This is a genomic window from Candidatus Villigracilis proximus (assembly GCF_016717045.1).
Lineage (GTDB): Bacteria > Chloroflexota > Anaerolineae > Anaerolineales > Villigracilaceae > Villigracilis > Villigracilis proximus.
In genome coordinates, this window is record NZ_JADJUO010000001.1 from 84,128 (window position 1) to 97,097 (window position 12,970).

10 protein-coding genes are annotated in these 12,970 nt (G+C 45.5%); all 10 read left to right on the forward strand.

Annotation, left to right across the window (positions count from 1 at the left end; all coding sequences use genetic code 11):
• Window positions 1-374 precede the first annotated feature (374 nt).
• The 10 genes from IPL71_RS00465 to IPL71_RS00510 all read left to right on the forward strand — a co-directional run bounded on the left by IPL71_RS00465 (window position 375) and on the right by IPL71_RS00510 (window position 12,969).
• Window positions 375-1,532 carry a glycosyltransferase family 4 protein gene (locus tag IPL71_RS00465; protein ID WP_345318008.1) on the forward strand — a complete coding sequence of 386 codons (1,158 nt, stop codon included), beginning with the start codon at window positions 375-377 and terminating at the stop codon, window positions 1,530-1,532.
• On the forward strand, window positions 1,502-2,950 hold the full coding sequence (gene csaB / locus IPL71_RS00470) for a polysaccharide pyruvyl transferase CsaB (RefSeq protein WP_345318009.1): 1,449 nt from the start codon (window positions 1,502-1,504) through the stop codon (window positions 2,948-2,950). The genes IPL71_RS00465 and csaB overlap by 31 nt, the downstream gene beginning before the upstream one ends.
• 251 nt (window positions 2,951-3,201) lie before the next feature.
• Entirely contained in the window at window positions 3,202-4,473 is a 1,272-nt protein-coding gene (locus IPL71_RS00475) for a glycosyltransferase family protein (RefSeq protein WP_345318010.1), read from the forward strand.
• A 67-nt stretch (window positions 4,474-4,540) separates the two neighbouring features.
• Complete coding sequence (locus IPL71_RS00480; protein ID WP_345318011.1) at window positions 4,541-6,607, forward strand: glycosyltransferase; 2,067 nt, start codon at window positions 4,541-4,543, stop codon at window positions 6,605-6,607.
• Window positions 6,597-8,423 (forward strand): glycosyltransferase, encoded by a 1,827-nt coding sequence (locus IPL71_RS00485; RefSeq protein WP_345318012.1) that lies wholly within the window; start codon window positions 6,597-6,599, stop codon window positions 8,421-8,423. Before IPL71_RS00480 ends, IPL71_RS00485 begins: the two co-directional genes overlap by 11 nt.
• Window positions 8,366-10,024 carry a glycosyltransferase family 2 protein gene (locus IPL71_RS00490; RefSeq protein WP_345318013.1) on the forward strand — a complete coding sequence of 553 codons (1,659 nt, stop codon included), beginning with the start codon at window positions 8,366-8,368 and terminating at the stop codon, window positions 10,022-10,024. Before IPL71_RS00485 ends, IPL71_RS00490 begins: the two co-directional genes overlap by 58 nt.
• Before the next feature lie 48 nt (window positions 10,025-10,072).
• Window positions 10,073-10,825, forward strand: coding sequence for a class I SAM-dependent methyltransferase (locus IPL71_RS00495; protein ID WP_345318014.1), 753 nt, complete (start codon window positions 10,073-10,075; stop codon window positions 10,823-10,825).
• A 103-nt stretch (window positions 10,826-10,928) separates the two neighbouring features.
• Window positions 10,929-11,717 carry a methyltransferase domain-containing protein gene (locus IPL71_RS00500; protein ID WP_345318015.1) on the forward strand — a complete coding sequence of 263 codons (789 nt, stop codon included), beginning with the start codon at window positions 10,929-10,931 and terminating at the stop codon, window positions 11,715-11,717.
• Window positions 11,718-11,790: 73 nt separating this feature from the next.
• Window positions 11,791-12,618 carry an ABC transporter permease gene (locus IPL71_RS00505; protein ID WP_345318016.1) on the forward strand — a complete coding sequence of 276 codons (828 nt, stop codon included), beginning with the start codon at window positions 11,791-11,793 and terminating at the stop codon, window positions 12,616-12,618.
• 156 nt (window positions 12,619-12,774) lie between these two features.
• Entirely contained in the window at window positions 12,775-12,969 is a 195-nt protein-coding gene (locus IPL71_RS00510) for an ATP-binding cassette domain-containing protein (protein ID WP_345318017.1), read from the forward strand.
• The last annotated feature ends 1 nt before the right edge of the window (window position 12,970 follow it).

Consider the following 12,970-nt stretch of genomic DNA (forward strand, 5'->3'; position numbering starts at 1 on the left):
TTGAAAACTCTGCATAATGAAAAGTCGCCTTGGTATTTTACTTGCTTGAATTTGATTTGGAGCCTAAGAAAAGGCTTACAATTTCCTTAAGTGTCTGCAAAGTAAGGAAAACCAAAAAACACCCCTAAATCAGGGGCTGTTTCACAATGCCTGGCGTTGCTCCAGAGGAAATTCTTAATAACCCAAATGACTTAAACGCTGTTGTGTGAGTTTAAAAAGATCGATTTGGATTAATAAAGAGTAAGGAGCTTTTTGGGGAAGACCGCCCTGTAGATGGATATAAATCAGCCGGCAAAGTCATATGATCCAATATGTCACATTTAGCGTATTTTATATTCTTTTTTATCCTATTCGCGCCATGATACAATGCCCGCATGGCCTATCAAGTTGTTATTTACTGCCCCGATCAGCACATATTATATGATCCCGCAACTCCGGATATTAAAGGAATAGGGGGCGGGGTTATTGCACGCATTCGGCTGGCGCAAGCGCTCGCCAGACTTGGACATCGAGTATCGATTATTAGTCATGTTTCGCGTGCAGTGAAACATAAAGGCGTGGACTATCTGCCTCTAGCGAATGCGACGATCGCACAAACCGTGGATATCTTGATCCTCACCAGCAGCGGTGGCGCGCTGAGCCTTGAATCTGCACGGGAGCTTAATATTCAGGCTCGGTTGCGGGAGATTTGGCTGCATGGCATTACCCGCGTTCAAGGTGTCAGTTCCCTGCAATATGATTATGCGGTTGGAGTCAGTAATTTTATCTGCCATGCTGTGGAAAATGAATGGGGGGTGTCATCTGCCAGATTGATCAGTATTTACAATGGCGCCGCCGTACTTTCTACGAAATGGTGGCATACACATTTTCCACGTGATCCGTATTCACTGATTTATGCCAGCCACCCATCCAAAGGGTTGGATGCCGCCATCAAGGTGCTTAATATTTTGCGTGAAAAAGATGAGCGGTTTAAGCTGCATGTTTTTGGCGGGGATGCGCTTTGGGGCGGGATGGACAAAATGATTTCTGCGCCCGGTGTGATCTACCATGGTACACAGGGGCAGCAAAATGTTTTTAAATATTTACAGCGCTCGAATATATCATTTCATTTACAGACAATCATCGAAGCGTTTGGTATGGGGGCTACCGAGTCTATGAAACATGGTTGCATTCCAATTGCCTCTCCATTGGGGGCATATAGTGAAACGATCAAGCATGGCTACAATGGGTTTTTGGTTCCTGGCGACCATCAGTCATCTGAGGTACATCAGCAGACGGCAGATATAATTGTTCAGCTCGTCCGCGCGCCGCATTATGCAGAATATATCCGTCATCAGGCGATGGAAATGCCATGGACATGGGATACTCAAGCCAAAGTTTGGGAACAACATTGGGATTGGGCGCTGGAAAAAAAAGGTGAAACTCTTCATACGCCGGCTTCTCACTGCCGCCGATGCGGGGGAGCCTGGCTGCTCACCGCAGATGGATATCATTGTACAACATGCAGCACATATTCACGGGATGGGAATTAATGAGCAAACGCATTTTGATCGGCGGTTATTATGGCGGAAACAATCTGGGTGATGATGCTCTTCTGGCCGCGATCATGGCCTCTTTAAGAAAACAAAAAAACGATCTGCAATTTATTGTGGCTTCATTTGACCCGGACGCTACACGTGAAAAATTCAACGTGGAAAGTGTGCATTGGCGTGAAATTACCGAACTCGCCAAAAGCGTACAGCGCTCAGACCTTGTGCTCGTAGGCGGTGGCGGACTTTTTCAGGATTATTGGGGGGTCGAACCTGAGACGTATTTCCGAAAAAAACACGGCGGGATCACTACGTATGGCACTTTGGTTAAACTGGCTCATTTGTTTGGCAAGCCTTGCATGTTATATGCGGTGGGTGTAGGCCCGCTTTATTCAATGGAAGCGCGCGCACAGACAAGGGACATATTTTCCATGTGCATGGCGATTACTCTCCGGGATCAAAGTTCCAGAGTGTTGATCAAGAATATTGGCTGTGATGTTGAAACGGCTGCTGTCATTGTGACGACCGACCCGGTCTTCTCTCTCGAACCGTCGCAGGATGACCATAAAAAAGCTGTTGAGTTGATCAGTCATTTCCCCCGCGCAACAGGCAGCCCGCTGATCGCTGTTTCGCTTCGATATTGGGAGCGTGAGATCGCTGTCGATCAATGGACATCTTCATTGGCCTCCCAGTTGGATGCTTTTATCAGAAGCCATAATGCCCAAATAATTTTGACCCCATTCCAGATTAATTCAGAAGGTAATTTTACAGATGACCTGGCATTAAACCGGATGGTTGCTGAAAAAATTGCCAATTCTCAAAATGTTTTTCTGATTGACAAGGTTCTTTCCGCCGCCGAAATGCAGGCGTTATATCAACAATGCGATCTGGTTGTTGCCATGCGCCTGCATGCTGCCATTCTGGCGTTAAACGCAGCCACGCCTATGGTGGCATTATCCTATGACCCCAAAGTGCAATCGATGATGGAAGAAAATGCTTTGGATGCTTTTGTTTTGCCGCTGAACGAACATGAACGATTTGGCGAATCTTTAGAGCGTGCCTGGCAGGAGCGCGAAGTTACCAAAAAACATATTCAATCGCTTCTTCCGTCCTTGCGTTTACAGGCCGCGAAGAATGCGGAGATAGCCATTCAATTGCTAAATGGCTTTGGGCATACACCGACAGTCGAAGAAACATTTGCATTTATATTTGAACGATTTGAACAAATGCAGACAGTCGATGACGAAATGTCAGGAGTAAAAAACAACTTGCAATTGGCGCAGGAAAAAATGGATGCGTTAATCCTTGAAAACAAACATTTAAATTCGCGCATTCAAGAAATGGAAAACAGCCGCGGCTGGAAAGCTCTTGAACGCCTGCGATATATATATCGCAAAACAATCGGCTTTTTAAAAAAATAGATTTCAATCTCAAGAGAATATCTTAATATGATTGAATCCTCTTTTCATAAAAAAAACAGGTATGCCGGCATGTTAACCAGGATCAGTAAATTTATAACCATCAAGGACTTAAAGTTTGAGATCGCCTTTTTTTTTCTGATCGTAGCGGCTGGGGTTTTCCCGCGTTTATTTTTTGTCACCGCCTATCCCAGCCGTCCTCTTTCAGATTTTTACAACATCTTCGATCTGGCATTATCTTTTGAAAAGATGTTTTGGCAAAAGGCAATGTGTACTGGCAGTATTTTTCCGCCGGCCTGCCTTTTATTTTATCCATTCTATTTCGAGCTATTCCATACCCGTCTGAAGACGTAGCCCGCTGGGCGACGGCAGGCATCTCTGGATTATCAGCTGTTTTGCCTTTTCTTATTTGGAGGGATATTTTTTCACGCCGGGCTCGCATCTTGTCCGGCCTGTTACTTGCTCTGTGGCCCGGACAGATTCTTTTCTCCGGCATTCTTGCTCAAGACAACTGGATCATTTTTCCCACTATTGGGCTTGTATCTTTGACTGTGCGTGTTCTGGTAATTCAAAAACGCGGATATCCGATATGGGCAAGTCTGTTTTATTTTTCAGCAGTTGCCATTCGCCAGGAAATGCTGATTATTTTGCTTCCTGTGACCGTCGTTACTATTCTTGGATGGCAGAAGGAAAAGTGGGTACGGAATTTTTCCATCGGAGCGATTTTAACCGGTATTTTATTCAGCGCTTTGATCATTCAGCGTGGAATGGCAACTGGCCGCTACGCACTTTCCACCCACCATTTTGGCGTGTCTATTTTAGGGGCATATATTCCCGGTGCCGGGTTGGGCTGGATAAGTCCCATGCCTTACTTGCAGACGAATTATCCTGAAATCCTTGAGGATGAAGATTTTGAACAGCAGGCTTCCGGCCTGGTTTGGCAGGAATTTATTCTTCGCCCCGGTTTTCATACAATTCGGATGACCGGATCAAGCTTGTATTATCTTTTTAATATTGACAAAGAAATCGTGCCGTGGAGCCTGACTGCTGAAGGGGCCTTGCCGCATCGTTACCGCAGGAATGCCGCGGCGCTGCAAGAAAAACTACTGCCCCTGCTTCAATTTTATCCGCCGCTTATTCATGGACTATTCTTGTCTGCGGTGTTCTTTTCTTTCACGGAGAGACGCCTGTTTAAATGGATCAGCCCCATTCTTTTGACGATTGCACTTAAAGTTGGATTACATGCGGTCATTGTTTCCCAGCCCAGATATTTTTTGGTGATCATTGCTCTGGAAATTCTGGTGATCGCAATGATATGGGACATAATGCTTAAGAAGGAAAATTGGAAGCCGGCGCTTCGCTCAATATTTTTGGGCGCCGTGAGTGTCGTTGTATTGCTGATAATTATGAACATGGCAAAAGAATACATTGAAAAATATGACACTGTTTTTGCTCCCACCCACATGATTTCCCATTTGCAGGTATTGTCACAGTTCGCCGCAAAGTGGATTGAAAATAGCATGTAGCCTTCATTTGTGCAGTAGAATCAATTCAGAAATACAATCTAAAATAAACGCATTTCCATCGATCATCATGAAAACACCTCTGCTTAAAAAAATAACCATGTTTTATCGCCATTTTTGGAATGTCTATCAACTTGAAGAACGGTCTCAGGCTGTTACTCTAAACACGATCATTCCACTGGAGTCTGCCCGGTTGCCGGTTAGTGTGATTCTTTGTTATCAGGACACTTTGGAAAGCGTGCAGTCAGCATTGAATGCCTTTAAGTCTCAATTGGATCAGGATGAAGATGAGATACTTTTGATTTGTGATCAAGGTTCTGCCGGAGAAAAACTAAATACAGTCATTCAGTCAGTCAAAAATTCATTGCTGGTCATCGCATCGTCAAATATGATTCCACATAAAAACTGGTTGAAGCTGATGGCCGATGCCATGCTTGCAAATCCTGATTCAGGATTCGCGCTTGGAAAAAATAACGTACACGGTGCTGGCAGATCGTATGTGCTTGCTCATCATGCTTCGAAACTTGAGTATCTGTCCGGTGATCTTATGCTGCTTCGCAAACAGGCGTGGGCGCGGGCGGGCGGATTTCCTGCTAATGCTGATGTAGATAAAGCTCGAAAGATTTTTAACCTGCGTTTGCAAAACACAAATCACAGCCATTTGATCGTGGAAACAGCAGTTGCTGATTCCATTGGAACAGGCCAAAATATTTTTATGCAGGCTTTTCGATCTGCGTACGGCGAAGGCGGCCTGGGTTTGTTTGCGCCTGTTATCTGGAAACAGCTTGGGTTCATGCTTCTTTTCAGTGTGTTGATTTTTGTCAGCGGGGCATTATTTTTTTGGCGGCCAACTTTTGGTATTACCATGTTGCTGTTGGGTTTGATAGTTTTTCCGATTCTCAAAGGCTGGCGAATGTCATTCGAAACAGCGGATAGTTTTCCGTTAGGCGTGATCGGTTCTTTATCCATTGGCTGGATTCAGATCATTCGTTGGATCGGCTATGTCGTTGGCGTTTTCAGTCGGACGGAGGAACGAATCCTTCTGGACCTGGAAGCTGGGCGCGCGTTGAGCGGGATCATTTCCCAACATCCAAACAGAGCGGGCGTGGTCATCTTTTCTCCCACGGTAGATTGGACGTATATGTTTCAACGCTATCAACAGATGGCGCGCCAGTTTGCGCGAAAAAATTATTTGGTTTTTTATCATACAGATAATCTTCGCTCCGATGCATTTGTGGGATTTCAGGAAGTGGAGCCGATGCTGTTTGTGACGCCTGCGCCGTTGGAGACGTTTGGTGAATTGAGCGCCCCGATCTTTTATGTGAATTCACCCTGGCTTGCGCCGATGATTTCGTGGTTGAAGAATCCGGTTGTGATCTACGATCATTGCGATGATATTTTGGTTTCAGCGGGACAGGCGCAGGATCATGATGAACTCTTAAGATATTCACATTTGGCGCTGGCAAGCAGCAATAAGCTTTTGATGGAAGATCAGGCTGTTCGTGAGAATACTCTGTTGTTGCCCAACGCGGTGGACTTTGATTGGGTTGCTCAAAATGCGCCGAAAACAGGCGAGGTGGTTCCCGAAGATTTACAGAAGATCATCAGCAAAAAGAAGCCAATTATCGGCTATACTGGCGCGCTGGCTGAGTGGTTTGATTACGAGCTGCTGATCGAAGTGTGCGAGCAATGCCCTGAAATGGAGTTTGTGCTGATCGGTATCGATTACGACCATAGTTTGGGGCAGACTCGTTTATTGGAATGTGAAAATGTAACCTGGCTGGGGCATAAGCCATATCAGGCGCTGTTTCAATATGTATGGCGCTTCGATGTTGCGATAATCCCTTTTTGTGTTAATCAGATCACGCTGGCAACTTCACCTGTGAAGTTGTTTGAGTATTTCGCCTGTCAGAAACCTGTAGTTTCCACCGCGCTTCCAGAGTGCGAAAAATATGAAGCCGTATTCATCGCGCATGATGCCGCCGAATTTCGTGCCCAGCTTCATAAGGCACTTGCAGTTATTGACTCTGAAAAGTATATTGAGCAATTGATCGAGATTGCCCGCCAAAATACCTGGGAAGCCCGGGTTGGCAGGATCATTAAGGAATTATCCGACGGAGGTCGTGTTGAGTTATAACGAAGCTGAACAGCAGGTACTTGAAATTGTAAAAAAACATACAGATGCAAGTCAGATCATTATTTTTGCTCCCAGCCTGCCCTGGGAAGCTTCCATGTTTCAGAGGCCGCAGCAATTGGCTCGTTTTCTGGCGAAGCAGGGTGCGTTGGTTTTTTATTTGCAACCCTTGCGTTCATGGCCGCCTGTTTTTGACGAAGTGGAAGATGGACTGATCGTCTGTCAGGCGCCATCTGATACTTTTCATGTTGTGCCAAACGCGTTCATTTATGCGCTGACATGGAATATCCCATTATTGGCATATTTCCCTTCCCAGCGGGTTATTTACGATTATCTGGATGAGATTTCAGTTTTTCACGGTGAGCAGGTACGCTTACAAAGAGATCATGGTGACTATTTGATCAAGGCCGATCTGGTTTTGACCACTTCTCAGAATTTGTACAATCAGGCGGTTAATTTACGAAAAGACTGTGTACTCTGCCAAAACGGCGCAGATGTGGATCATTTTTCAAAAGCGATACACCCTTCCAGTCTGCCGGATGATCTGCGCCCGATTGTGGAGAAAGGCAAGCCGATCATTGGGTATCATGGCGCCATGGCGCGTTGGTTTGATTATGATTTATTGCGAGAACTTGCTCAGAAGCGGGAAGACCTGGAATTCGTATTGATCGGCGTGGATCATGACCAAAGTTTGCAAGAGAGTCAAATTTTGGAGGCAAAGAATATTCACTGGCTTGGAGCAAAACCATACCAGGAACTCCCGGATTATTTGGCTTATTTTAATGCTGGAATTATCCCGTTTGAAGTTAATCAAATCACCAATGCCACCTCGCCAATAAAATTATTTGAGTATATGGCAGCTGGAAAGCCGGTCATCGCAAGCCCGATGCAGGAAACTGTGCGCTATGGTGAATTCGTATTGATCGCTTCCACAGTAGACGAATGGTCAAAACAGATTGATGCGGCCTTGTCTTATCGCCTTGATGAAAAGAAACAGGCAGTGCTTAAAGAAGCCGCAAGTATCAACTCATGGGCGGCGCGCGCTTCTCTTATTCTTGAAAAACTGGCTATTATTGGCGCGTCGCCGCGCAAACTTCCCTGGTATTGGCGTTTACAATCTGGAGAAGGAAGATTACAAAGACTTTTGCGATTGATTGGGCGCGGCATTAAGGTTTGGCGCATGGTCGGCTGGCGCGGCTTTGTTAAAGGTTTCTTTTACAAATTTGCTGACCAGATCAATACATTGCGCAGAATCCCCTTTTTCAAACGTCCGCGTGCATTGGAAGAAACCTATCTTTTGGAAGATAACAGTCAGGTCACACTCTATACTGATGATGACCTTTTGTTCGGTGAATATTGGCCGCGCCGTGTGCTGCTCGGGCAGCGTGACCAGCCTGAGGTGAAAATATCCCTCATTGCTACTGTCTATAATGAAGAAGGCAATGCGGTTGAATGGGCAGATGCAATTCTCAGTCAGTCTCTACTCCCGCACGAGATCATTATTGTAGATGCTGGGTCCACTGATCGTACGCTGGAATTGTTGAAAGAGCGCACCAGAGATAGTCAGATCCATGTTGAGTTGATCACTGAAAGAAAATTAATATTGCGGCTGGAAGAAATCTGGCAATTGAAAAGGCCAGCCATGAGGTTATTGTTGTATCCGACTTTGGCTGCCGTCCGCATAAGGATTGGCTTGAAAATATTTCGGCCCCATTCCGGCTTGACGCGAATACAGAAGTGGTTTGCGGTTGGTACACTGCCGTGGATAAACAAGGAAAGGTCGTTCCTTATAAAGGCTGGCCGGTCCTTTCAGAAATAAACCCGCAGGAATTTATCCCTTCTTCACGCTCAGTTGCTTTTACAAAAAGCGCCTGGATGAGAGCCGGCGGTTACCCTGAATGGCTGACCTTAACTGGTGAAGATACATACTTTGCTCTGGAATTAAAACGCTACGCCAGCCGTTGGGCTTTTGTCCCTTCGGCAGTGGTGGATTGGATGGCGCCCACCAGTTTGAGCGAATTGTGGCAGAAGGCCTACTCCTGGTCCGTCGGCAATGGCGAAGCGGGCATTCAATCATCGCTGTATTTACATGTAGCCAAACAGTTGATTCTTGGCTTGTTAATGTTAATTGCCGCCCTTTTTTCTTTTGGCGCTCTATTAATATACCTGCCAAAGAATCAGGAGTGGATGGCCTGGAGCGCGGCGCTGGTTTTTGCGCTTGTATTAATGATTGCCAGCAAAAAACTAAGGACACAGCTTTTATCCTCGCAATGGATTGAAACTCTTGGCTTACGGATCGCCCAAGCCGGCGGCTTTCTAAAAGGCGCCAGCCGGAAGGATGCGATTGATGCAAAAAGACTGGCGAAAACAAAGGGGCTGATCTTTTTACTGTGCGGTACACCCATTGATGATACAGGCGGAGGAGCCAGAACCACTCAACTGGCGCTTGAGTTTTTGCGTCAGGGATATTGGGTGGTGTATATTAATCGATACCCAAAATGGGAACATCAACAGGCTGTTGTCCATATTGCGCATCCCAATTTGCTCGTGTCTGAACTGAGCCGGTTTTACTGGATTGATTTTTCTGCGAAGTATGAGCAGTTACTGGTCAACATGGATATTCAATGTATCGTGGAATTGCCCACGCAGGACTTCCTGCCCCTGATGCAAACCATCAAGCAAAATGGCGGCAGGCTCGTCTACGAAATGATCGATGACTGGGATTCTTCCCTGGGCGGGGAGTGGTACACTCCCAATGTTGAGCAGGAGATCATTCGTATTAGTGATCGTCTGATCGCAACCGCCCCTATTTTGCAAACAAAAATGGAAAAGGCAAGCAATCGCCCCGTTGGTATGATGCCGAATGCGGTCAACAGCCGCCTCTTCAACCCTCTTCGTCAATATAAGCGCCCATTGGATTTGCCCCGCGCCAGTTGGACTGCCCTTTATATCGGAGCCTTATGGGGCGACTGGTTTGATTGGGATTTATTGACCGCCACCGCACTTGCATATCCACAAGCCGCAGTAGTCGCTGTGGGAGATTATCGCGGTCAATGTGTTGCTCCTCCGCCCAATCTTTATTTTCTGGGACTAAAAGCACAGACCGACCTGCCCTCATATCTGGCTCACTCCGAGGTGGCGATCATCCCCTGGAAAGTGAACAGCATTACTCAGGCCACCAGTCCGCTAAAACTATATGAATACCTTGCCATGCGTCGCCCGGTCGTTGTCCCTGATCTAAAACCTTTGCTGGGCATTCCAGGTCTTCTTCGCTCAAGAACCAGCGAGGAATTCATAAAACTGGTCGGCGAAGCACGGGAAAAGAAACTGCCCTTGGAAGACATCGATGCATTTATCGCTGAAAATAACTGGCAGGCCCGTGTTGGACAATTGGTAGAATGGATAAAAAATGAAGATTGACCCCCATGGATACATCCAAATAATTCGCAGCAGGTAGATAGGAGCATAATGATGGAACACCTTTTTAAACAATTTGAGGAAATAACCGGGAACCCCGTTATTCGAATTCGTGTTGACGTCGCAGATTTTCAAAATTTCAAGACAATGTATAAAGATGATCGTGAAGGCGTTAATGATCAGAAATTTTTGGAATATTATATAAGCTATAAACATCTTGATTTACAACCTTCTGACACTTATATCGATATTGCGGCACAAAACTGTCCCTTCGCATTTTTCTTACGAGAGAAATACAAGTGTAAGGTTTATAGGCAGGATCTTTACTATCTTAAAAAAGGAATTCATGGCGACGATATTGGCGGAGATGCGTCTAATATGCCCTTAAAAGATGAATCAATCAGTAAAATATCTCTTCACAACTCCTTTGAACATTTCGAAGGAAATAGTGATATTCACTTTATTCAGGAAACCCAGCGCGTTTTAACGATTGGCGGCAAATTACTCATCGTTCCTTTCTTTTTTGAGGATAAATATCGAGTTGAACAAAATTCAGGATGGGTGGATAAAGAAGGAAAAAAACATCTTTGGGGCGAAGGCGCACGCTTTAGCCGCTTATACGATGTTGAGCAATTCAACTTGCGAATCGTACAAAATTCACCGGCATTCAAAATACAATTTTATGTTATCGAAAACCTTCAAGAGATCAGCCCGGACTGCTACGGCCAGATGTTCGTGATTTTCGAAAAAAATAAATCTGTTGCTCCCAGGAACTGGCTTGCCAGATTATTAAGGCGCCGGTAATCTTTCCCTGTACTCTGGATAAAATTTAAAAATAATGATTCACACCTTCAAAAACATCCTTCTAATAATAATCCGGTTCCTTTTGCGCCCGTTTGCACGAAGTTTGACCTGGCTTGCAAAACAAGCATGGCATATCGATGCAAAATTGCAGAACCAGAAACTATATTCGCAAGTTAAAAATATCCCTTCTTCGGATCTGGATCGCTATAAACAAGCTGTGAGCGCGTCGTGCCTCCAAAGAAATATTGAAAAGGAATGGAGTGAAAACTGGCAGACTCACATTCCCCGCATGTTCATCACATCTGAATGGCTTTCAGAGATTCTTCCGCTTGATAAACCGGGCATGCATGTGCTTGAATTGGGCGGAGATAGTGTGGCAACAGATTTATGGAGGGCTGACCTGCCGCATGTGCAATGGCAGAACACTGATTTCGATCTGCGCTTTCCGTGGCCTCTGCAGGATGGGCTTGCTGATGTAATTGTAGCCACTGAAGTGGTTGAACATTTATCAGATCAACCCGGCGAACTGAACGAGGGGTTTTATCAACTGGGGTTTCGTGCCGCGTTACGCGAAAGTCTGCGTGTGTTAAAGCCCGGCGGATTTTTATTGATCACCACTCCAAACGCCGCCTCCATTGTGCATTTGGATCTGGCACTCAAGGCGTTGCCGCCCTGGTTTTACCCGCTTCATGTGCGGGAATATACACTTAATGATGTGCTCTACCAACTTCAAAATATTGGCTTTGAAATACAACGAAAAGACATCATACATTGCCTTACCACTGCAACAGATACCGACTATACTTTGCAATTCACATGGCTGCTTGCAGGAAAATATTCTGTCACGAATCGCGGCGACGACTTGTTTGTTTTGGCCCGTAAGCCCGGTTAATGAAGGTTTGAATTACACTTTTGGAAGTGCCGTTTGAAAACGATACAAAATAATTAAAATGGATAAAATTAAGATGACAAAAGAAATCCCCGTTCCTTTCTATGATTCTGCCAAGCAAAGTAACCCTGCCTGGGATGAATTTATTCAAACTCTGCGTTATAAAGATTTGATCATGCATCTTGTCCGCAGAGATGTAACTGCCCGCTACAAACGCTCGGTTCTAGGGATCGCCTGGACCATGCTCAATCCGCTTGGTATGATGTTGATCCTGACGGTCGTGTTTTCCCAGGTATTTTCCACAATTGATGGATATGCAGCGTATATATTAAGCGGCTTGCTGGTCTGGAACTTTTTTTCACAGAGCACAGTCTCAGGCATCAACAGTATGGTGTGGGGCGGCGATCTGTTTAGGAGAATATACTTTCCACGGTCTGTATATGCCATCTCTGCGATTGGCACAGGTATTGTTAATCTTCTGCTCTCCATGATTCCCTATGTCATTGTCAGTCTGGCTGTTGGTAAGCCCCTGACCTTAAATTTTTTCTGGGTGGTCGTTCCGATCATTCTAATTTCCATGTTCACGTTGGGATTGGCGCTCATCATTGCCAGTGTTGGGGTGCGTTTCCCCGATGTCGTTGAGATGTTTAATATCTTTTTATTCGCATGGATGTATCTAACGCCGATCATTTACCCTGAAGATATCGTCCCTGCCTGGCTGCTGGCCTTTTTTAAATTCAACCCGATGTATCATTTGATCAAGCTTTTTAGGGAGCCTATTTTTTACGGACAGCCGCTTTATCCTCAACTGGTCGGGATTTGCACCCTGATCGCTGTTTTCACGCTTGTGCTCGGATGGATCATTTTTTCAAGGATGACAGATGAAATCGCCTATCGCTCTTAGTTCAGAATTGGACCCGGATATTGTTGTCGGGGTTGAAAACGCATCTGTACGCTATTTTGTGCCGCGTGAGCATGTGCCCACCTTAAAGGAATATGCCATTCGTTTTCTGCAGCGCAGAATTCACAATGATGAGTTCTGGGCTTTAAAAACATCAATTTGCAGATCAAGCGCGGTGAGATTTTTGGCCTGATCGGCTCCAATGGAGCAGGCAAGAGTACATTGTTTAAATTAATGGCGCGGGTTTTGCGCCCTGTTGGCGGGCGTGTGTGGGTCAAGGGCCGTGTTGCTCCATTATTGGCCATGGGGGCTGGTTTTCACATGGAACTTTCTGGCCGTGAAAATGTGTTTTAAA

Bases quoted from the DNA above. Each gene is read 5' to 3' on its own strand.
- IPL71_RS00505 (WP_345318016.1), top strand. From the start codon at position 11,791: ATGACAAAAGAAATCCCCGTTCCTTTCTATGATTCTGCCAAGCAAAGT.
- csaB (WP_345318009.1), top strand. From the start codon at position 1,502: ATGCAGCACATATTCACGGGATGGGAATTAATGAGCAAACGCATTTTG.
- IPL71_RS00480 (WP_345318011.1), top strand. From the start codon at position 4,541: ATGAAAACACCTCTGCTTAAAAAAATAACCATGTTTTATCGCCATTTT.
- IPL71_RS00495 (WP_345318014.1), top strand. From the start codon at position 10,073: ATGATGGAACACCTTTTTAAACAATTTGAGGAAATAACCGGGAACCCC.
- IPL71_RS00465 (WP_345318008.1), top strand. From the start codon at position 375: ATGGCCTATCAAGTTGTTATTTACTGCCCCGATCAGCACATATTATAT.